General features: G+C 71.6%; 17 protein-coding genes. 16 read left to right on the forward strand and 1 reads right to left on the reverse strand.

Going from position 1 to position 21,776, the window contains the following annotated elements; all coding sequences use genetic code 11:
• From IF37_RS0118300 to IF37_RS0118365, 14 genes are all read left to right on the forward strand, one after another.
• Positions 1-1,878, forward strand: a 1,878-nt coding sequence (locus IF37_RS0118300; RefSeq protein WP_030743500.1) for a penicillin-binding protein 2, incomplete at its 5' end; no start/stop codon positions are given.
• A 178-nt stretch (positions 1,879-2,056) separates the two neighbouring features.
• Positions 2,057-3,577 (forward strand): UDP-N-acetylmuramoyl-L-alanyl-D-glutamate--2,6-diaminopimelate ligase, encoded by a 1,521-nt coding sequence (locus tag IF37_RS0118305; RefSeq protein ID WP_030743502.1) that lies wholly within the window; start codon positions 2,057-2,059, stop codon positions 3,575-3,577.
• 4 nt (positions 3,578-3,581) lie between these two features.
• Positions 3,582-4,997: a UDP-N-acetylmuramoyl-tripeptide--D-alanyl-D-alanine ligase gene (murF, locus tag IF37_RS0118310; protein ID WP_030743504.1), complete on the forward strand. Its 1,416-nt coding sequence runs from the start codon at positions 3,582-3,584 to the stop codon at positions 4,995-4,997.
• On the forward strand, positions 4,994-6,067 hold the full coding sequence (gene mraY, locus IF37_RS0118315; RefSeq protein ID WP_030743506.1) for a phospho-N-acetylmuramoyl-pentapeptide-transferase: 1,074 nt from the start codon (positions 4,994-4,996) through the stop codon (positions 6,065-6,067). The genes murF and mraY overlap by 4 nt, the downstream gene beginning before the upstream one ends.
• A complete protein-coding gene (gene murD, locus IF37_RS0118320; protein ID WP_030743507.1) occupies positions 6,049-7,485 on the forward strand; it encodes a UDP-N-acetylmuramoyl-L-alanine--D-glutamate ligase in 1,437 nt (478 codons plus the stop codon). The genes mraY and murD overlap by 19 nt, the downstream gene beginning before the upstream one ends.
• A gap of 68 nt (positions 7,486-7,553) precedes the next feature.
• Positions 7,554-8,915 (forward strand): putative lipid II flippase FtsW, encoded by a 1,362-nt coding sequence (gene ftsW / locus IF37_RS0118325; protein WP_030743509.1) that lies wholly within the window; start codon positions 7,554-7,556, stop codon positions 8,913-8,915.
• Positions 8,916-8,921: 6 nt separating this feature from the next.
• Positions 8,922-10,010 carry an undecaprenyldiphospho-muramoylpentapeptide beta-N-acetylglucosaminyltransferase gene (murG, locus tag IF37_RS0118330; RefSeq protein WP_030743511.1) on the forward strand — a complete coding sequence of 363 codons (1,089 nt, stop codon included), beginning with the start codon at positions 8,922-8,924 and terminating at the stop codon, positions 10,008-10,010.
• 26 nt (positions 10,011-10,036) lie between these two features.
• A complete protein-coding gene (locus IF37_RS0118335) occupies positions 10,037-10,831 on the forward strand; it encodes a cell division protein FtsQ/DivIB (protein ID WP_030743513.1) in 795 nt (264 codons plus the stop codon).
• 278 nt (positions 10,832-11,109) lie between these two features.
• Positions 11,110-12,318: a cell division protein FtsZ gene (gene ftsZ / locus IF37_RS0118340; RefSeq protein WP_030743515.1), complete on the forward strand. Its 1,209-nt coding sequence runs from the start codon at positions 11,110-11,112 to the stop codon at positions 12,316-12,318.
• On the forward strand, positions 12,315-13,043 hold the full coding sequence (gene pgeF, locus IF37_RS0118345; RefSeq protein WP_030743518.1) for a peptidoglycan editing factor PgeF: 729 nt from the start codon (positions 12,315-12,317) through the stop codon (positions 13,041-13,043). The genes ftsZ and pgeF overlap by 4 nt, the downstream gene beginning before the upstream one ends.
• A 6-nt stretch (positions 13,044-13,049) precedes the next feature.
• The gene (locus tag IF37_RS0118350; RefSeq protein WP_030743520.1) at positions 13,050-13,769 is read left to right on the forward strand and encodes a YggS family pyridoxal phosphate-dependent enzyme; all 720 of its coding nucleotides are present in this window, start codon (positions 13,050-13,052) and stop codon (positions 13,767-13,769) included.
• Between the two features lie 127 nt (positions 13,770-13,896).
• On the forward strand, positions 13,897-14,538 hold the full coding sequence (locus tag IF37_RS0118355; RefSeq protein ID WP_030743521.1) for a cell division protein SepF: 642 nt from the start codon (positions 13,897-13,899) through the stop codon (positions 14,536-14,538).
• Between the two features lie 61 nt (positions 14,539-14,599).
• Positions 14,600-14,890 carry a YggT family protein gene (locus tag IF37_RS0118360; protein WP_030743524.1) on the forward strand — a complete coding sequence of 97 codons (291 nt, stop codon included), beginning with the start codon at positions 14,600-14,602 and terminating at the stop codon, positions 14,888-14,890.
• A gap of 54 nt (positions 14,891-14,944) precedes the next feature.
• Positions 14,945-16,159, forward strand: a complete 1,215-nt coding sequence (locus IF37_RS0118365) for a DivIVA domain-containing protein (protein ID WP_030743526.1) — start codon at positions 14,945-14,947, stop codon at positions 16,157-16,159.
• Positions 16,160-16,367: 208 nt separating this feature from the next.
• Here the strand turns inward: IF37_RS0118365 and ileS are convergent, their stop codons facing one another.
• Complete coding sequence (gene ileS, locus IF37_RS0118370) at positions 16,368-19,511, reverse strand: isoleucine--tRNA ligase (protein WP_030743528.1); 3,144 nt, start codon at positions 19,509-19,511, stop codon at positions 16,368-16,370.
• A gap of 607 nt (positions 19,512-20,118) precedes the next feature.
• Between ileS and IF37_RS0118375 the strand changes: the two genes are divergently transcribed.
• Positions 20,119-21,069 (forward strand): TraR/DksA family transcriptional regulator, encoded by a 951-nt coding sequence (locus IF37_RS0118375; protein ID WP_030743530.1) that lies wholly within the window; start codon positions 20,119-20,121, stop codon positions 21,067-21,069.
• Between the two features lie 59 nt (positions 21,070-21,128).
• Positions 21,129-21,764, forward strand: coding sequence for a signal peptidase II (gene lspA / locus IF37_RS0118380; RefSeq protein ID WP_030743533.1), 636 nt, complete (start codon positions 21,129-21,131; stop codon positions 21,762-21,764).
• Positions 21,765-21,776 lie beyond the last annotated feature (12 nt).

Genomic DNA, 21,776 nt, shown 5'->3' on the forward strand with positions numbered 1-21,776 from the left:
CCCGGTGCCCGGCCGGTCCGGCGCCCCGGCGGCGCCCGGCCCATGCCCCCGCGCCCGCTCCGGCTCGGCAGCCCCCGGCCCCGGCTGCGCCTGGTCGGCCTCGCCCTCACCCTGGTGCTGCTCGTCTTCGTCGTACGGCTGCTCCAGGTCCAGGCCGTCGACGCGAGCGCCTACGCGGCGCGGGCCGAGCAGAACCGGTACGTGGTGCACACCCTGGCCGCCGAGCGCGGCGAGATCACCGACCGCAACGGCGTCGCCCTCGCCGTCAGCGAGGACGCCTACGACATCACGGCCGACCCGACGATGTTCGGCGCCAGGCAGTTGAAGATCACCGACGGGCCGGAGCGGGCCGCCGCGCTGCTCGCCCCGATCCTCGGCCAGGACCAGGCCGCGCTCGTCAGGAAGCTGCGGCCCGAGAACCGCGACTCCCGCTACACCCGGCTCGCCACCCGGCAGACCCCGCAGGTGTGGAAGCAGATCAAGGACCTCAGGACCGCGCTCGCCAAGAAGGCCGGCACCGACCACACCACCGTCAACGTGCTGGCCGGCGTCTTCGCCGATCCCAGCAGCACGCGCGTGTACCCCAACGGCGACCTGGCCGCCGGGATACTGGGCTGGGTCAACGCCGACGGCCAGGGCGGCGGCGGCGTCGAGCAGCAGCTGGACAAGCAGCTCTCCGGCAAGGACGGCAAGATCCGGTACGCCCAGTCCGGCGGGCGCGAGGTGCCCACGGCCGGGTCGACGGAGACGCCCGCCGTGCCCGGCGCCGACGTCGAGCTGACCATCGACCGGGACATCCAGTGGGCCGCCCAGAACGCGATCAGCGAGCAGGTGAGGAAGTCCAGGGCGGACCGCGGCTACGTCATCGTCCAGGACACCCGCACCGGCCAGATCCTGGCCATGGCCAACTCGCCCGGCTTCGACCCGAACGACCTGGCGAAGGCCGACGGCGACGCCATGGGCAACGCGGCCCTCCAGGACGCCTACGAGCCCGGCTCCACCGCGAAGGTGATGTCGATGGCGGCCGTGCTGGAGCGGAACGCGGCGACCCCGCTCACCCATGTCGTCGTCCCCAACCGGCTGCACCGCGGCGACCGGCTCTTCCAGGACGACATCGACCACGCCACCTGGTACCTCACGCTCAACGGCGTGCTCGCCAAGTCCAGCAACATCGGCACCATCCTGGCCACCGGCGAGCTGGGCAAGAGCCAGGCCGAGGTCAACCGGGTACTCCACTCCTATCTGCGCAAGTTCGGCATCGGCGGCTACACCGGGCTCAGCTTCCCCGGCGAGACCCCCGGTATCCTCGCGCAGCCGCAGAAGTGGTCCACCTCGCAGCAGTACACGATCCCTTTCGGCCAGGGCTTCTCCATCAACGCGATGCAGGCCGCCTCCGTGTACTCGACCATCGCCAACGGCGGCGTCCGCGTCGAACCGACCCTGGTGCGCGGCACCAAGGGCGCCGACGGGCGGTTCACCCCGGGGCCCAAGCCCAAGCAGACCCGGGTGGTCAGCGAGAAGACCGCCAAGAGCCTCGCCCGGATGCTGGAGTCCGTGGTCGACGACGAGCAGGGCACCGGCATCAAGGCCCGCATCCCCGGGTACCGGGTGGCGGGCAAGACCGGCACGGCCAACCGCGTGGATCCGGCCACCGGCCGCTACCGCGGCTACACCTCGTCGTTCGCCGGCTTCGCACCCGCCGACAACCCGCGGATCACCGTCTACTGCGCCATCCAGAACGCCACCTCCGGCAGCTACTTCGGCGGCCAGATCTGCGGCCCCATCTACAAGCAGGTGATGGAGTTCGCCCTCAAGACCCTCCAGGTCCCGCCGACCGGGGCGAAGCCCGCCAACCTGCCCGTCGCGTACAAACCCTGATCAGCACCCCACTGATCAGCACGGAAACACCAGGAACGAGCTCGTGACAACGATCACCCCCGATCCCGGGAACCACGGGGCGCCGAGCCCCTCACTTCGCTCCGGAGCGGGTACGCCCGGTACGCTCACCGCCGTGCCACACGCTGATCAGTCCCAAACCACCCAGAAGGGCGCTTCCGTGACGTATCCGGGACCGCCGCGACCGGTTCAGGTCTCCGCCGCCCCCCTCGCGGAACTCGCCGATCAGCTGGGTGCCGCCGCTCCGGACGCCGCCGCCGAGGTCACGGGGATCACCCACGACTCGCGCGCCGTCCGCCCCGGCGACCTGTACGCCGCCCTGCCGGGCGCCCGGCTGCACGGCGCCGACTTCGCCACCCAGGCCGCCGGCCTCGGCGCGGTCGCCGTGCTCACCGACCCCGACGGCGCCGAGCGCGCCGCCGCGACCGGCCTGCCCGTCCTGGTCGTGGACGACCCGCGCGCGCGGATGGGCGAGCTGGCGGCCCGCATCTACGGCCACCCGGGCCGCGATCTGCTCCAGATCGGCATCACCGGCACCTCCGGCAAGACCACCACCGCCTACCTGGTCGAGGGCGGTCTGCGGACCGCGCGCAGCACCGGCCTCATCGGCACCGTCGAGACGCGCATCGGCGACGAGCGCATCAAGTCCGAGCGCACCACGCCCGAAGCCACCGACCTCCAGGCCCTGTTCGCCGTCATGCGCGAACGCGGCGTCGAGGCGGTCGCCATGGAGGTCTCCAGCCACGCGCTGGTGCTCGGCCGGGTCGACGGCTGCGTCTTCGACATCGCCGTCTTCACCAACCTCAGCCCGGAACACATGGAGTTCCACTCCGACATGGAGGACTACTTCCGGGCCAAGGCGCAGCTCTTCACACCGCGGCGCAGCAGGCTCGGCGTGGTCAACGCCGACGACGAGTACGGCCGCAGGCTTGCCGGGGAGGCGACCGTGCCGGTCGTCACCTTCTCCGCCGAGGGCCACCCCGACGCCGACTGGCGCGCCGAGGACGTCCAGGTCGGCCCCATGGACTCGACGTTCACCGTGCTCGGCCCGAACGGCGAGCGCATCCACGCCAGGTCGCCGATCGCCGGCCCGTTCAACGTGGCGAACACCCTCGCCGCCATCGTCGCCCTCGCCGCCGCCGGTCTCGACCCGCAGGCCGCCGCCGACGGCATCGCCGCCGTCCCCGGCGTCCCGGGCCGGCTGGAGCGCGTCGACGCCGGGCAGCCCTACCTCGCGGTCGTCGACTACGCCCACAAGACCGACGCGGTCGAGTCGGTGCTCAAGGCGCTGCGCAAGGTCACCAAGGGCCGGCTGCACGTCGTCCTCGGCTGCGGCGGCGACCGCGACCGGACCAAACGCGCCCCGATGGGCGCCGCGGCGGCCCGGCTCGCCGACACGGCCGTACTGACCTCAGACAACCCCCGCTCCGAGGACCCCCTCGCGATCCTCGCGACCATGCTCCAGGGCGCGGCCTCCGTGCCCGCGCACCAGCGCGGCGAGGTGCTCCTCTTCGAGGACCGGGCCGCCGCCGTCGCCGCCGCCGTGGGCCGTGCCCAGGCCGGCGACACGGTGCTGGTCGCGGGCAAGGGCCACGAGCAGGGCCAGGACATCGCCGGCGTGATCCGTCCCTTCGACGACCGCCAGGTGCTTCGCGAAGCTATCCAGAAGACCCAGGGATGAACTTGTGATCGCCCTCTCCCTCGCCGAGATCGCAGCAGTCGTCGGCGGGCAGACGCACGACATACCGGATCCGTCCGTGCAGGTGACGGGCCCGGTCGTCCGGGACTCCCGTGAGGTGGTGCCGGGCAGCCTGTTCGCCGCCTTCGTCGGCGAGCGCGTGGACGGCCACGACTACGCGCCGCAGGTCGTCGCGGCCGGCGCGGTGGCCGTCCTGGCCTCCCGGCCGGTCGGCGTGCCCGCCGTCGTGGTGGACGACGTCCAGACCGCCCTCGGCGCCCTCGCCCGGCACGTCGTACGCCGGCTCGGGGCGACCCTGGTCGCCCTGACCGGCTCGGCCGGCAAGACCAGCACCAAGGACCTCATCGCCCAGGTGCTCCGGCGCAAGGCGCCGACCGTGTTCACGCCCGGCTCGCTCAACAACGAGATCGGGCTGCCGCTGACCGCCCTGACCGCCACCGAGGAGACGAAGTTCCTCGTGCTGGAGATGGGCGCCCGTGGCATCGGCCACATCCGCTACCTCGCCGGCCTCACCCCGCCGCGGATCGGCCTGGTGCTGAACGTCGGCACCGCCCACATCGGCGAGTTCGGCGGCCGTGAGCAGATCGCCCAGGCGAAGGGCGAGCTGGTCGAGGCGCTGCCTCCGGCGGCGGAGGGCGGCGCCGCCCTCCTCAACGCCGACGACCCGTTGGTCCGGGCCATGGCCTCCCGTACCCAGGCGAAGGTGGTCCTTTTCGGAGAGTCGGCCGAAGCGGACGTACGCGCCGAGAACGTGCGACTCACGGACAGCGGACAGCCCGCCTTCAGGCTTCACACACCCTCCGGTGCAAGCGATGTGACGATGCGCCTGTACGGTGAGCACCACGTGTCGAACGCGCTCGCCGCGGCCGCCGTCGCCCATGAGCTGGGCATGTCCGCGGAAGAGATCGCCCTCGCGCTCTCCGAGGCGGGCTCCCTCTCCCGGTGGCGCATGGAGGTCACCGAGCGCCCGGACGGCGTGACCATCGTCAACGACGCCTACAACGCCAACCCCGAGTCCATGCGGGCCGCCCTCCGGGCGCTCGCGGCCATGGGCAGGGGACGTCGCACGTGGGCGGTGCTCGGCAAGATGGCCGAGCTGGGGGACGAGGCGCTCGCCGAGCACGACGCCGTCGGACGGCTCGCCGTCCGGCTCAACGTCAGCAAGCTCGTCGCCGTCGGGGGGGTTGAGGCCTCCTGGCTGCAATTGGGCGCATATAACGAGGGTTCGTGGGGTGAGGAGTCGGTGCACGTGTCCGACGCACAGGCGGCGATCGACCTGTTGCGCAGCGAGTTGCGCCCGGGGGACGTCGTGCTCGTGAAGGCGTCCCGTTCGGTGGGGCTGGAGAGCGTCGCCCAGGCGCTCGTCGAGTCCGGTGCCGGGCGTGGGGTTGATGCCCGATGATGAAGCAGATCCTGTTCTCGGGTGTCATCGGCCTCTTCCTGACGCTGATCGGCACGCCGCTGCTGATCAAGCTGCTGGCCCGCAAGGGCTACGGCCAGTACATCCGGGACGACGGCCCCCGCGAGCACGCCAGCAAGCGCGGTACGCCGACCATGGGCGGTATCGCCTTCATCCTGGCGACGATCGCCGCGTACTTCCTGTCCAAGGTGATCACCGGCCAGCCGCCGACCTACTCGGGCCTGTTGGTCCTGGGCCTGATGTTCGGCATGGGCCTGGTCGGCTTCCTCGACGACTACATCAAGATCGTCAAGCGCCGGTCCCTGGGTCTGCGGGCCAAGGCGAAGATGGCCGGCCAGCTGATCGTCGGCATCGCCTTCGCCGTGCTGTCGCTCCAGTTCTCCGACGCGCGCGGCAACACCCCGGCGTCCACGAAGCTGTCGTTCATCACCGACTTCGGCTGGTCGATCGGCCCGGTGCTGTTCGTGGTCTGGGCGCTGTTCATGATCCTCGCGATGTCGAACGGCGTGAACCTGACCGACGGTCTGGACGGTCTCGCCACCGGCGCCTCCGTGCTCGTCTTCGGCGCCTACACCTTCATCGGCGTCTGGCAGTTCCAGGAGTCCTGTGCCAACGCGCAGACCCTCACCAACCCGGGCGCCTGCTTCGAGGTGCGCGACCCGCTCGACCTCGCCGTGGTCGCCTCCGCGCTGATGGGCGCCTGCCTGGGCTTCCTGTGGTGGAACACCTCGCCGGCGAAGATCTTCATGGGCGACACCGGTTCGCTCGCGCTCGGCGGTGTCCTCACGGGTCTGGCCATCCTCTCCCGCACGGAGCTGCTGGTGGCCATCATGGGCGGTCTGTTCGTCCTCATCACCATGTCGGTCGTCATCCAGGTCGGCTCCTTCCGGCTCACCGGCAAGCGCGTCTTCCGGATGGCACCGCTCCAGCACCACTTCGAACTCAAGGGCTGGTCCGAGGTCCTGGTGGTGGTCCGCTTCTGGATCATCCAGGGCATCTGCGTGATCGTCGGACTGGGCCTCTTCTACGCGGGATGGGCAGCGGACAAGTGACCTCCAGCTCGGAGCTCTTCGACTTCCAGGGCAAGCACGTCACCGTCGCCGGGCTCGGTGTCTCCGGCGTCCCGGCGGCGAAGGTGCTGCACGCGCGCGGCGCGGTCGTCACGGTCGTCAACGACGGCGACGACGCGCGCGCGCGGGAACAGGCCGCCGAGCTGGAGGCGCTCGGCATCACCGTGCGCCTCGGCGACGGGTCGACCCTGCCGGAGGGCACCGAGCTGATCGTCACCGCGCCCGGCTGGCAGCCCGACAAGCCGCTGTTCCTCGCGGCCCGGGCGGCCGGTGTGCCGGTCTGGGGCGACGTGGAGCTGGCCTGGCGGCTGCGCGGCCCGGACGCGGCCCCCTGGCTGGCCGTGACGGGCACCAACGGCAAGACCACGACCGTCCAGATGCTCGCCGCGATCCTGCGGGCCGCGGGTCTGCGCACGGCCGCCGTCGGCAACATCGGCGTCTCCCTGCTGGACGCGGTCCTCGGCGAGGAGGAGTACGACGTCCTCGCCGTGGAACTGTCCAGCTACCAGCTCCACTGGGCGCCCTCCCTGCGCGCCCACTCGGCCGCGGTCCTCAACCTCGCGCCGGACCACCTGGACTGGCACGGCTCCATGGAGGCGTACGCGCGCGACAAGGGCCGCATCTACGAGGGCAACCGGGTCGCCTGCGTCTACAACGCCGCCGACAAGGCCACCGAGGACCTGGTGCGCGAGGCCGACGTCGAAGAGGGCTGCCGGGCCATCGGGTTCACCCTCGGCGCGCCGGGGCCGTCCGAACTCGGCGTCGTGGACGGCATCCTGGTCGACCGCGCCTTCGTGGAGAACCGGCAGCGCAACGCGCAGGAACTGGCCGAGGTCTCCGACATCGACCCGCCGGCCCCGCACAACATCGCCAACGCCCTCGCGGCGGCGGCCCTCGCGCGTGCCTTCGGGGTGCCCGCCGGCGCCGTACGGGACGGTCTGCGGGCCTTCCGGCCGGACGCCCACCGCATCGCGCACGTGGCGGACATCGACGGCGTGGCGTACGTGGACGACTCCAAGGCGACCAACACGCATGCCGCGGAAGCGTCGTTGGCGGCATATGAACCGATCGTATGGATCGCGGGCGGTCTGGCGAAGGGCGCCACCTTCGACGAGATGGTCGCCAAGTCGGCGAAGCGGCTGCGCGCCGTGGTCCTGATCGGCGCCGATCGGGGCCTGATCCGCGACGCCCTGGCGCGACACGCCCCGGAGGTACCCGTGGTCGACCTCGACCGGACCGACACTGGGGCGATGCTCCAGGCGGTGACGGAGGCGAAGCGGCTGGCCCGGCCCGGCGACACGGTGCTGCTGGCCCCGGCCTGTGCCTCCATGGACATGTTCACCAACTACAACCAGCGCGGTGACGCGTTCGCGGCGGCGGTCCGCGAACTCGGCGCCTGACCCCGGCCCGCCTGCCGGGCGGATTTGGGAGGGACGCGTGGGACGGCCGATGCTCAGTGGAGGCGCCGATGCCCGGTAGCCGTACCGGCCGGCCGCCCGTACAGCGGGCGGCCCGCCGTCCCGCCGTCCCCCGCCCCGCGCGGGAGAACCCGGTACAGCGGCTCTGCACGCGCGCGCGCAAGGCATGGGACCGGCCGCTGACGGCCTACTACCTGATCGTCGGCGGCAGCGCGCTGATCACCGTGCTGGGCCTGGTGATGGTCTACTCGGCCTCCCAGATCACCGCGCTCCAGCTGTCCCTGCCCGGGTCGTACTTCTTCCGCAAGCAGGCCCTCGCCGCGCTCATCGGCGGCGCACTGCTGTTCGCCGCCTCCCGCATGCCGGTGAGGCTGCACCGGGCGCTGGCCTACCCGATCCTCGCCGCCGCCGTCTTCCTGATGGCCCTGGTGCAGGTGCCCGGGATAGGGATGTCGGTCAACGGCAACCAGAACTGGATCTCCCTCGGCGGCTCCTTCCAGATCCAGCCCAGCGAGTTCGGCAAGCTCGCCCTGGTGCTGTGGGGCGCCGACCTGATCGCCCGGAAGCAGGAGCGCAAGCTGCTGGCCCAGTGGAAGCACATGCTGGTGCCGCTGGTCCCGGTCACCTTCCTGCTGCTCGGCCTGATCATGCTCGGCGGGGACATGGGCACCGCGATCATCCTCACGGCGATCCTCTTCGGCCTGCTCTGGCTGGCGGGGGCGCCGACCAGGCTCTTCGCCGGAGTGCTGTCGGTGGCCGGCCTGATCGGTGTGCTGCTGATCAAGACCAGCCCCAACCGGATGGCCCGCCTCGCCTGCATCGGCGCGACCGAGCCCAAGAGCGGGGTCGCCGACTGCTGGCAGGCCGTGCACGGAATCTACGCGCTGGCCTCCGGCGGACTGTTCGGCTCCGGGCTCGGCGCGAGTGTGGAAAAATGGGGTCAACTCCCGGAAGCGCACACGGACTTCATCTTCGCCGTCACCGGTGAGGAACTGGGTCTGGCGGGGACGCTGTCGGTGCTCGCCCTGTTCGCGGCTCTAGGCTATGCGGGTATCCGCGTGGCCGGACGCACGGAGGACCCCTTCGTGAGGTACGCCGCGGGAGGCGTGACCACCTGGATCACCGCCCAGGCGGTGATCAACATCGGTGCGGTGCTCGGCCTGCTGCCGATCGCCGGCGTCCCCCTCCCGCTGTTCTCCTACGGAGGGTCCGCCCTGCTGCCGACCATGTTCGCCATCGGGCTGCTGATCGCCTTCGCACGCGACGAGCCCGCTGCGCGGGCGGCGCTTGCGATGCGGCAACCTCGCTTTGGTAAAAAGCGGGCGGGAGGCTCCGGTGCCGAGCGGGGGCCTCGGAGATGGAACACGATGCGACGGCGTGCCTCGGCGGCGCGTTCGTCCGGAGAGCGGTGAATTTCGGTGCATGTCGTACTCGCCGGTGGGGGGACCGCCGGCCACATCGAGCCCGCGCTCGCCCTCGCGGACGCCCTGCGCAGGCAGGACCCGACCGTGGGGATCACGGCCCTGGGCACGGAGCGCGGCCTGGAGACCCGGCTCGTCCCGGAGCGCGGCTACGAGCTGGCGCTGATCCCGGCGGTGCCGCTGCCCCGCAAGCCCACCCCCGAACTGATCACCGTCCCGGGCCGGCTGCGCGGCACGATCAAGGCCGCCGAGCAGATCCTGGAGCGCACCAAGGCGGACTGCGTGGTCGGCTTCGGCGGCTACGTGGCGCTGCCCGGATACCTGGCCGCCAAGCGCCTCGGGGTGCCCATCGTGATCCACGAGGCCAACGCCCGCCCCGGCCTGGCCAACAAGATCGGCTCGCGGTACGCGGCCCGGGTCGCCGTCTCCACCCCGGACAGCAAGCTGCGTGACGCTCGTTACATCGGCATCCCGCTGCGCCGCTCCATCGCCACGCTGGACCGCGCCGCCGTCCGCCCGGAGGCCCGCGCCCGCTTCGGCCTCGACCCGAACCTGCCGACGCTGCTCGTCTCCGGCGGCTCGCAGGGCGCCCGGCGGCTGAACGAGGTGGTCCAGCAGGTCGCCCCGTGGCTCCAGCAGGCCGGCATCCAGATCCTGCACGCGGTCGGCCCGAAGAACGAACTGCCGCAGGTGCACCAGATGCCGGGGATGCCCCCCTACATCCCGGTAAGTTACCTGGACCGGATGGACCTCGCGTACGCCGCGGCCGACATGATGCTCTGCCGCGCGGGCGCGATGACCGTCGCCGAACTCTCCGCCGTCGGACTCCCGGCCGCCTACGTCCCGCTGCCCATCGGCAACGGCGAACAGCGGCTGAACGCCCAGCCGGTGGTCAAGGCCGGCGGCGGACTCCTCGTCGACGACGCGGAACTCACGCCCGAGTGGGTGCAGCAGAACGTGCTGCCCGTGCTCGCCGACCCGCACCGGCTGTACGAGATGTCCCGCTCGGCGGCCGAGTTCGGCCGCCGGGACGCCGACGACCTGCTCGTCGGCATGGTGTACGAGGCGATCGCCTCGCGCCGTTAGGACCGTATGACGAAAGGGCAGTGAGCGTGGCCGGACCGACGACCGCCGAGCGCGGGAAACGCCAGCAGGAGTCGTCCGGCCCGCCGCCCGCGCGCGGGTTCGCGGGGCTGCGCCCGCGCGCGCTCGTCACCCTGGCCCTCGCCGTCACGCTCCTGGGCGGCGGCGGGACTTGGCTGTTCTACGGCTCGCAGTGGCTGCGCGTGAGGCAGGTCTCGGTGTCCGGCACCCTGGTGCTGACCCCCGCCGAGGTCCGCGAGGCGGCGGCCGTGCCCGTCGGGGAGCCGATGGCCTCCGTCGACACGGAGGCCATCTCGGCCCGGCTGCGCCGGAGGCTGCCCCGGATCGACACCGTGGACGTCACTCGTTCCTGGCCGCGCGGAATCGATCTGAAGGTGATCGAGCGCACTCCGGTGCTGCTGGTCCGCGAGGGCGGGAAATTCGTCGAAGTCGATGACGACGGTGTCCGGTTCGCCACGGTCGCGCGGGCGCCGAAGGGCGTTCCGGCCCTGGAGCTGACCGTCTCCCGGCGGGGCCCGGGCGCCGCGAGCCTCAGGCGCTTCGGCACCGACCGGCTCGTGCGCGCGGCCGTCCGGGTCGCCGGCGACCTGCCCGCCCCGGTGGCCCGGACCGCCCGGACCGTCCAAGTCCGCTCCTACGACGCCATCTCGGTCGTGCTGGGCGACGGCCGCGTGGTGGCGTGGGGCAGCGGGGAGCAGGGCCGCGCCAAGGCGCGGGCCCTCACCGCTCTCATGAAAGCAGCCCCCGGCGCGCGCCACTTCGACGTCAGCGTGCCCACGGCCCCTGCGTCATCGGTGAGTTGACGCACATCAGCGCAGGCCAGCACCCTGGTTGGGCACTGCTACGGCTGATCACATAGGGTGAAAAGAAAAACGGGAGGTTCGGCGTGTTCGTTGAACGGGCGCCACTTGTCGACTTAGTGTCCTGTTCAGAAGACTCAAGGAACGGACACACTGGTAACCCTAAACTTCAGGGTTAGGGTTCGGGTCGGCGCTACGGACCGTCCCATTCGGCATCCGCCGTCCCGGCGCGGGGCACCGCACGGCGACGGCAACGTAATTCGAGGCGAGAGGCCTTCGACGTGGCAGCACCGCAGAACTACCTCGCAGTCATCAAGGTCATCGGTGTCGGCGGCGGTGGTGTCAATGCCATCAACCGGATGATCGAGGTCGGCCTCAAGGGCGTCGAGTTCATCGCCATCAACACCGACGCGCAGGCGCTGTTGATGAGCGACGCCGACGTCAAGCTCGACGTCGGCCGTGAACTCACCCGCGGACTCGGCGCCGGAGCCAACCCGGCCGTCGGCCGCAAGGCCGCCGAGGACCACCGCGAGGAGATCGAGGAGGTCCTCAAGGGGGCCGACATGGTCTTCGTGACGGCCGGTGAAGGCGGCGGCACCGGCACCGGCGGGGCGCCCGTCGTGGCCAACATCGCACGCTCGCTCGGCGCCCTCACCATCGGCGTGGTCACGCGCCCGTTCACTTTCGAGGGACGGCGCCGCGCGAACCAGGCCGAGGACGGCATCGCCGAACTGCGCGAAGAGGTCGACACCCTCATCGTCATCCCGAACGACCGGCTGCTGTCCATCTCGGACCGCCAGGTATCGGTCCTGGACGCCTTCAAGTCCGCCGACCAGGTCCTGCTCTCCGGTGTCCAGGGCATCACCGACCTCATCACCACCCCCGGCCTGATCAACCTGGACTTCGCCGACGTCAAGTCGGTCATGTCCGAAGCGGGTTCGGCCCTCATGGGCATCGGCTCGGCCCGCGGCGACGACCGCGCGGTGGCCGCGGCCGAGATGGCGATCTCCTCGCCGCTGCTGGAGGCGTCCATCGACGGCGCCCGGGGCGTGCTGCTCTCCATCTCCGGCGGCAGCGACCTCGGCCTGTTCGAGATCAACGAGGCCGCCCAGCTGGTGAGCGAGGCCGCGCACCCCGAGGCCAACATCATCTTCGGCGCGGTCATCGACGACGCCCTCGGCGACGAGGTGCGGGTCACCGTGATCGCGGCCGGATTCGACGGCGGCCAGCCGCCGGCCCGCCGGGACAACGTCCTCGGCTCGGCCTCCGGTTCGGCCCCCGCGCGCCGCGAGGAGCCCGCCCCGGCCCGGCCGAGCGAGCCCAGCCGTCCGTCCTTCGGCGCGCTGGGCAGCGTCAAGCCGAAGGAGGAGCCGGAGCCGGCGCCCGAGCCGGTGCCCGACATCCCGGTCGCGCCGCCGGTGACACCGGCGCCGCGGACCTACTCGGACAGCGCGGCCGAGGAACTGGACGTGCCGGACTTCCTCAAGTGATAGGACAGCGCGAGAGCGTGCGCGGCGCGCACTTCGCCTTCACCGACCGGTGGGGCGGGGTGAGCGCCGCTCCGTATGAGGAGCTGAACCTCGGCGGCGCGGTCGGCGACGCGCCCGAGGCGGTGCGCGGCAACCGGGAGGCGGCGGCCCGGGCGCTCGGGCTGGACCCGGGGCTGGTCGTCTGGATGAACCAGGTGCACGGCGCCGACGTCGCCGTGGTGGACGCACCGTGGGGCGAGCGTCCGGTGCCGGAGGTCGACGCGCTCGTCACCGCCCGGCGCGGTCTCGCCCTGGCCGTCCTGACCGCCGACTGCGTGCCGGTGCTGCTGGCCGACCCCGTCGCCGGGGTCGCCGCCGCGGCCCACGCCGGCCGGCCCGGCATGGTCAAGGGGATCGTCCCCGCCACCGTACGGGCCATGGTCGAACTCGGCGCCGAGCCCGAGCGGATCGTCGCCCGCACCGGACCGGCCGTGTGCGGCCGGTGCTACGAGGTGCCGGAGACGATGCGCGCCGAGGTGGCCGCCGTCGAGCCGGCGGCGCACGCCGAGACGAGCTGGGGCACACCGGCGGTCGACGTGAGCGCCGGCGTGCACGCGCAGCTCGACCGGCTCGGGGTGTGCGACCGGGCGCAGTCGCCGGTGTGCACGCTGGAATCGGGCGACCACTTCTCGTACCGCCGCGACCGCTCCACCGGGCGGCTCGCGGGCTATGTCTGGCTGGACTGATGGGGCATGACGGACCGTAAGACCGAACTCGCCGCGAACCTGGCGAAGGTGGAAGAGCGCATCACCGCCGCGTGCGGGGCGGCCGGGCGCCGGCGCGAGGAGGTGACCCTGATCGTGGTCACCAAGACCTACCCGGCGAGCGATGTCCGCGCCCTGTCCGAACTCGGTGTGCGTCACGTCGCCGAGAACCGCGACCAGGACGCGGCCCCGAAGGCCGCCGCCTGTGCGGATCTGCCGCTGAAGTGGCACTTCGTTGGCCAGTTGCAGACCAACAAGGTGCGTTCCGTGGTCGGTTATGCCGATGTCGTGCAGTCCGTCGACCGTTCCCGACTCGTGACCGCGCTGTCGAAGGAGGCGGTGCGGGCGGAGCGCGAGATCGGCTGCCTCGTCCAGGTCGCGCTGGACGCGGGGGCGGGCGGCCGGGGCGAGCGCGGGGGCGTGGCCCCGGACGGAATCGAAGAGTTGGCCGACCTGGTCGCCGGGGCGCCCGGACTGCGGCTCGACGGGCTGATGACCGTCGCACCGCTCACCGGGGAGTACGCGGGACGCGAACAGGCGGCGTTCGAGCGGCTCATGGATTTGTCGACCGACCTGCGCCGGGCCCATCCGGCTGCGACCATGGTGTCGGCAGGGATGAGCGCGGACCTCGAACAGGCCGTGGCCGCCGGGGCGACACATGTGCGCATTGGCACCGCGGTACTCGGAGTCCGCCCCAGGCTCGGGTAACGTCGCCAGGAAGTCGGACCACAGCAGAAAATATGGTCAGTGCCGTGAAACAGGGCACAACGACCACGTGGATCGCGGGCACTGGGCAGTCGTCAGCCGATCCACCACAGAGCGGAGGACTCAGAGCATGGCCGGCGCGATGCGCAAGATGGCGGTCTACCTCGGCCTCGTGGAGGACGATGGGTACGACGGCCGCGGATTCGATCCCGATGACGACTTCGAGCCCGAGTTGGACCCGGAGCCCGAGCGGGACCACCGACGGCACGAGCCGTCCCACCAGTCGCACGGTGCACATCAGTCCCAAAGGGACGAAGAGGTACGCATCGTGCAACCGCCCGCGCCGCGCGAACCGGTGTCCCGTTCGGCTTCGCTCGCCGCGGAATCCGGACGTCCGGCGCGGATCGCGCCCGTGGCATCCATCACACAAGAACGCCAGTCCCTGGAGAAGAACGCGCCGGTGATCATGCCCAAGGTCGTGTCGGAACGAGAGCCTTACCGGATCACCACGCTTCACCCGCGGACCTACAACGAGGCCCGTACCATCGGGGAACACTTCCGTGAGGGCACCCCGGTGATCATGAATCTGACTGAGATGGATGACACAGACGCCAAGCGACTTGTCGACTTTGCGGCAGGTTTGGTGTTTGGTCTTCACGGCAGTATCGAGAGGGTGACGCAGAAGGTGTTCCTGTTGTCTCCTGCTAACGTCGATGTCACGGCGGAGGACAAGGCCCGCATCGCAGAGGGCGGGTTCTTCAACCAGAGCTGAGACGCAGGACCGGATCGAAGCACGGAAGAGCACGGGAACAGGGGAGAGGGAACCACAGGCCATGAGCGTGTTCGCGCAGGTGATCTACATCGCGCTGATGGTGTTCCTCGTCGTGCTCATCTTCCGGCTGGTCATGGACTACGTCTTCCAGTTCGCCCGCTCGTGGCAACCCGGCAAGGCGATGGTGGTCGTACTGGAGGCCACCTACACTGTCACCGATCCACCGCTGAAGCTTCTGCGGCGGTTCATCCCGCCGCTGCGTCTCGGGGGCGTGGCGCTCGACCTGTCCTTCTTCGTACTGATGATCATCGTCTACATTCTCATCTCCATCGTGCAGCACTTCGTGAGATGAGGGTGAGGACGATCCGGTCTTGCCGACTGCCGATGACTACGTTGAGGTGAAGAGATGCCGTTGACCCCCGAGGACGTGCGGAACAAGCAGTTCACGACCGTCCGCCTCCGAGAAGGCTATGACGAGGACGAGGTCGATGCCTTCCTCGACGAGGTCGAAGCCGAACTGACCCGTCTGCTCCGGGAGAACGAGGACCTGCGCGCCAAGCTGGCCGCCGCGACGCGAGCCGCCGCGCAGAACCAGCAGAACGCGCGCAAGCCTCCGGAGCAGGAGCAGCAGCAAGGCATGCAGCAGCAGGGCATGCAGCAGCAGGGCATGCAGCAACAGCAGGCCATGCAGCAGCAGGGCATGCAACAGCAGCAGGGCATGCAGCAGCAGGGCATGCGAGGTCCCGGCGCGCCGGTGCCCGCCGGGATATCGGGCCCGCCGCAGCAGCAGATGGGTGGCCCCATGGGTGGTCCGCCCCAGCTGCCGAGCGGTGCCCCGCAGCTGCCCGCCGGCCCCGGCGGTCAGGGCGGCCCGCAGGGTCCCGGCCCGATGGGCCAGGGTCCGATGGGTCAGGGCCCGATGGGCGGTCAGCCGCCCATGCAGCAGCAGATGGGCGGCCCGATGGGCGGTCCCATGGGTGGCCCCATGGGCGGTCCGATGGGCGGCCCCGGTCAGGGCCCCGGCGGCGACAGTGCCGCCCGTGTCCTCTCGCTGGCCCAGCAGACCGCCGACCAGGCGATCGCCGAGGCCCGCTCCGAGGCCAACAAGATCGTCGGCGAGGCCCGCAGCCGCGCCGAGGGTCTGGAGCGTGACGCCCGGGCCAAGGCCGACGCCCTGGAGCGGGACGCGCAGGAGAAGCACCGCGTCGCCATGGGCTCCCTGGAGTCCGCCCGCGCCACGCTGGAGCGCAAGGTCGAGGACCTGCGCGGCTTCGAACGCGAGTACCGCACGCGCCTGAAGTCGTACCTGGAGTCGCAGCTGCGTCAGCTGGAGACCCAGGCCGACGACTCCCTGGCGCCGCCGCGCACCCCGGCCACCGCCTCGCTGCCGCCGTCCCCGGCGCCCTCCATGGCTCCGGCAGGCGCCGGCGCCCCGTCCTACGGCGGCAACCAGTCGATGGGCGGCTCGCCCGCTCCGTCCGCCCCGTCGTACGGCGGTCAGCAGCAGATGACCCCGGCCATGACCCAGCCCATGGCGCCGGTCCGGCCGCAGGGTCCGTCCCCGATGGGTCAGGCCCCCTCGCCGATGCGCGGGTTCCTGATCGACGAGGACGACAACTGACGGTCCACCCGGACCGGTACGACAACGGCGTCGGCAACGTCTGATAGGGCGGGCCCCCTGGACTTCGGTCCCGGGGGCCCGCCCTTTTCCATGGGGCGCGCAGCCGCGACTCCCCTGTTCCGGCCCGCCCCGGCGCACCCGGCTGTTCCTCCGTGACGCCGAAGGCCCGGCCCCCGCCAGGGGACCGGGCCTCATCGCTGTCCGGCGGTTACGCCTTGCGCAGCCGGAAGACGAGGGACAGCCCCTCGTCGGTGAACGGCTCGCCGAAGGCGTCGTCCGCCTCGCCCTGGGCGAAGTCGGTCGCCAGCACCTCGTCGGCGATCAGTCCGGCGTGCTCGGTGAGCGCCGCGAGGACCGCCGGGTCCGTGGAGGTCCAGCGCAGGGCGATCCGGTCGGCGACGTCCAGACCGCTGTTCTTGCGGGCCTCCTGGATCAGCCGGATCGCGTCCCGGGCCAGACCGGCCTGCCGCAGCTCCTCCGTGATCTCCAGGTCCAGCGCCACCGTGGCACCGGAGTCGGAGGCCACCGACCAGCCCTCGCGCGGGGTCTCCGTGATGATCACCTCGTCCGGGGCGAGGGCGATCGTCTCACCGTCGACCTCCACGGACGCCGTGCCCTCGCGCAGGGCGAGGGAGAGGGCGGCGGCGTCGGCCGCCGCGACCGCCTTGGCCACGTCCTGGACCCGCTTGCCGAACCGCTTGCCGAGCGCCCGGAAGTTGGCCTTGGCGGTCGTGTCGACCAGGCTGCCGCCGACCTCGGACAGGGACGCCAGGGAGGAGACGTTCAGCTCGTCGGTGATCTGCGCGTGCAGCTCCCGGTCCAGGGAGTCGAACCCGTGCGCCGCGATCAGCGCGCGGGACAGCGGCTGGCGGGTCTTGACGCCCGACTCCGCGCGCGTGGCGCGGCCCAGCTCCACCAGCCGGCGGACCAGGACCAGTTGCTTCGACAGCTCCGGGTCGATCGCCGACAGGTCCGCCTCCGGCCAGGCGGCCAGGTGCACGGACTCCGGCGCGCCCGGGGTGACCGGAACGACCAGGTCCTGCCAGACCCGCTCGGCGATGAACGGGGTGATCGGCGCCATCAGCTTGGTGACCGTCTCCAGCACCTCGTGCAGGGTGCGCAGCGCGGCCTTGTCGCCCTGCCAGAAGCGGCGCCGGGAGCGGCGGACGTACCAGTTGGACAGGTCGTCCACGAACGCGGACAGCAGCTTGCCGGCGCGCTGGGTGTCGTACGCCTCCAGCGCCTGGGTCACCTGGTCGGTCAGCGCGTGCAGCTCGGACAGCAGCCAGCGGTCCAGCACCGGGCGCTCGGCCGGGGCCGGGTCCGCCGCGGACGGCGCCCAGTTCGACGTACGGGCGTACAGCGCCTGGAAGGCGACCGTGTTCCAGTAGGTCAGCAGCGTCTTGCGGACGACCTCCTGGATGGTGCCGTGGCCGACCCGGCGCGCGGCCCACGGGGAGCCGCCGGCCGCCATGAACCAGCGCACCGCGTCCGCGCCGTGCTGGTCCATCAGCGGGATCGGCTGGAGGATGTTGCCCAGGTGCTTGGACATCTTGCGGCCGTCCTCGGCCAGGATGTGGCCCAGGCAGACGACGTTCTCGTACGAGGACTTGTCGAACACGAGCGTGCCGACGGCCATCAGCGTGTAGAACCAGCCGCGGGTCTGGTCGATCGCCTCGGAGATGAACTGCGCCGGGTACCGGCTCTCGAACAGCTCCTTGTTCTTGTACGGGTAGCCCCACTGCGCGAACGGCATCGAACCCGAGTCGTACCAGGCGTCGATGACCTCGGGCACGCGCGTGGCCGCGCCGCCGCAGCCCTCGTGCGGGCAGGCGAAGGTGATCTCGTCGATGTACGGGCGGTGCGGGTCCAGGCCCGACTGGTCCGTGCCGGTCAGCTCGGACAGCTCCGCGCGGGAGCCGACGCAGGTGAGGTGGTCCTCCGCGCAGCGCCAGATCGGCAGCGGGGTGCCCCAGTAGCGGTTGCGGGACAGCGCCCAGTCGATGTTGTTGTTCAGCCAGTCGCCGAAGCGGCCGTGCTTGACCGTCTCCGGGAACCAGTTGGTCTTCTCGTTCTCCTGGATGAGGCGGTCCTTGATCGCCGTCGTACGGATGTACCAGGAGGGCTGCGCGTAGTAGAGCAGCGCGGTGTGGCAGCGCCAGCAGTGCGGGTAGCTGTGTTCGTACGGCAGGTGCTTGAAGAGGAGGCCGCGCTGCTGGAGGTCCTCGGTGAGCTTCTCGTCCGCCTTCTTGAAGAAGACGCCGCCGACCAGCGGGACGTCCTCCTCGAAGGTGCCGTCCGGGCGGACCGGGTTCACCACCGGCAGGCCGTAGGAGCGGCAGACCTTGAGGTCGTCCTCACCGAAGGCGGGGGACTGGTGGACCAGACCCGTACCGTCCTCGGTGGTGACGTAGTCGGCGTTGACCACGTAGTGCGCCGGCTCGGGGAACTCGATCAGCTCGAACGGGCGCCGGTACGTCCAGCGCTCCATCTCGGCGCCGGTGAAGGTCTGGCCCGTGGTCTCCCAGCCCTCGCCGAGCGCCTTGGCGACGAGCGGTTCGGCGACGACGAGCTTCTCCTCGCCGTCGGTGGCGACGACGTAGGTGACCTCGGGGTGCGCGGCGACCGCCGTGTTGGACACCAGGGTCCAGGGGGTCGTCGTCCACACCAGGAGCGCGGCCTGGCCGGCGAGCGGACCGGAGGTGAGCGGGAAGCGGACGTACACGGACGGGTCGACGACCGTCTCGTAGCCCTGCGCCAGCTCGTGGTCGGACAGGCCGGTGCCGCAGCGCGGGCACCAGGGGGCGACGCGGTGGTCCTGGACCAGCAGCCCCTTGCCGAAGATCTCCTTCAGCGACCACCAGACGGACTCCACGTACTCGGGGTCCATGGTCCGGTAGGCGTCGTCCAGGTCGACCCAGTAGCCCATGCGGGTCGTCAGCTCGGCGAAGGCGTCGGTGTGCCGGGTCACGGACTCACGGCACTTGGCGTTGAACTCGGCGACGCCGTACGCCTCGATGTCGGGCTTGCCGGAGAAGCCCAGCTCCTTCTCGACCGCCAGCTCGACGGGCAGGCCGTGGCAGTCCCAGCCGGCCTTGCGGGCGACGTGGTAGCCGCGCATGGTGCGGAAGCGGGGGAAGACGTCCTTGAAGACGCGTGCCTCGATGTGGTGGGCGCCGGGCATGCCGTTCGCGGTGGGCGGGCCCTCGTAGAACACCCACTCGGGGCGGCCCTGGGACTGCTCCAGGCTCTTGGCGAAGATCTTCTGCTCGCGCCAGAAGTCGAGCACGGCGTGCTCAAGAGCGGGCAGGTCGACCTGTGCGGGCACCTGGCGGTACGTCGGCGCTGTCATCTGCGAGCATCCTCCAACGGACTTGCTGCCTTCCGTCGGAGGGACGAGAGCCTTCGATCCTGTCTACGCCGTGTGCGGCGCGCTCCCGCGGTACCACCCTCCTTGGCCCTCCGCCGCGCCTTCCACGCCGGTGAGCCCCCTCATTGGGGTCGCGAAACCGGTTCTACTCGCCGCGCCGGCCTCTGGCCCGCGGCTTTCTTCCGGCGGCTCCGGGGTGATCTTCACGTCGCGCTCGCCCCCGGGCTCACACCGTCCCCGGGTCGCTCTGGGCTGCCTACGCCGCTACTCGTCCCCATCCACGCTTCTCGCTCCGCCCAGTGTACGGCGCCGCGCGGCGGGCGGTGGACCGGTTTTCCCCGGGGCGGGGGCGGAGGTCCCGTGACCGGGCCGCGGGGACCCGAATGGCGCGGGGGCGGGATCCGGGGCGCGCGGGCCCGGCCCGGCGGATTACCCGGCGGGGAGCTGGGCACAACGGATGCAGGCCCGTGGCTCGGGGGGTGCGGGCGGGCGAATCGGGCGGTGCGCCCCGTTGCCGTGGGACTCAAGTCGATTTATCGTCCCAGCACGATTCGCGAGCAAGATCACAATATGTGAAGGGGCCGCGGCCATGGTGGCGAAGAAGACCGCCGTACGGCAGCCGGCGACCGGGAAGACCGGCGCGGGGCATGCCACCGGGAGGACGGCCCCGGACGGGACGGCCGCCAAGACGGCGGCCGCCGGGAAGGCGACGGCGGCGGGCGAGGCGCGGGCCGCGGACGGGACGGCCGCCCCCAAGGGCGCCGCCCCGAAGGCCGCCGACGGCAGGAGGGCGGTGTCCGGGAGGAAGTCCGCCGCCCGGGGAGCCGTCGTGGAGCGGGGCGGCACGAAGAAGGGCGCCGCCCGCAAGACGGCCACGAAGAGCGTGGCCGCCCGGGAGACGGCGGGCACGGAGCACACGGCCGCCCGGGGGACGGCCGGGCGGGAGCGGGCGACCGGAAGGACGGCCACCGGAGGAACGGGCGCGGGGAGGACCGCGACCGGGAAGAGCACGGGCAGGAAAGCGGGCGCGGCGCACGCCGCGGAGCAGACGGGAGCCACGACGGTGGTTGCGAAGAAGACTCCTGGCACGGCCACGGCGGAACAGGGCGCCGTTCCCAAGGCGCGGGCGGGCGCGGCGGAGCCCGGCGAACTGGCGGTGCGCCCCGGTGAGGACCCGTGGACCCCGGAAGAGGCCGAGGAGGCCCGCGCGGAGCTCCAGTCCGAGCTGGAGCGGCTGCGGAAGGAGATCAGCGACTCCGAGGCGGCCCTGGTCGGCCTGATGCGGGACTCCGGGGACGGCGCCGGCGACGACCAGGCCGACACCGGCACCAAGAACATCACCCGCGAGCACGAGCTGGCGCTGGCCGCCAACGCGCGCGAGATGCTCACCCAGACGGAGCGAGCGCTGGAACGGCTGGACGCGGGCACCTACGGCCTCTGCGAGAACTGCGGCAACCCGATCGGCAAGGCCCGGATGCAGGCGTTCCCGAGGGCCACGCTCTGCGTGGAGTGCAAACAGAAGCAGGAACGCCGCTCCTGAAGCCGAGGGGCCGTGCCGTAGTCTCGTCCCCAGTCAGGCACCTAGGTTGAGGGACTCACGTGGCAGAGGCGGAGCGCATCATCGGTACGCCGGACACCCCGGGCGACGAGCACGAGCAGACGGCGGCGGCCGGAGCCCCCGACGGGTCCGGGGCGGCCGACGGGTCCGGCGCGGACGGGCGGCGGGCCCCGGAGCCGCGGCGGGCCGGCCGCGGGCGCCGGATCGCCGTGCTGTTCGCGGTGGCCGCGTTCGCGTACGCCCTCGACCTGATCAGCAAGATGCTCGTCGTCTCCCGGCTGGAGGGGCACGCCCCCATCCGGGTCGTCGGCGACCTGCTGGAGCTGCACGCCATCCGGAACCCGGGCGCCGCCTTCGGCTTCGGCGCGGCCTTCACGATCATCTTCACGCTGATCGCCGCGGCCGTGATCGTGGTGATCATCCGGCTGGCCCGCAAGCTGTACAGCTTTCCTTGGGCGGTCGCGCTCGGCCTGCTGCTCGGCGGCGCGCTCGGCAACCTCACCGACCGGATCTTCCGCGCGCCGGGCGTCTTCGAGGGCGAGGTGGTCGACTTCATCGCGCCCAAGGGCTTCGCGGTGTTCAACCTGGCCGACTCGGCGATCGTCTGCGGCGGCATCCTGATCGTGCTGCTGTCCTTCCGCGGCCTGGACCCGGACGGCTCGGTCCACAAGGACTGATCCCCGGGCCTT

This window comes from Streptomyces sp. NRRL S-31, assembly GCF_000718775.1.
Taxonomy (GTDB): Bacteria; Actinomycetota; Actinomycetes; order Streptomycetales; family Streptomycetaceae; genus Streptomyces.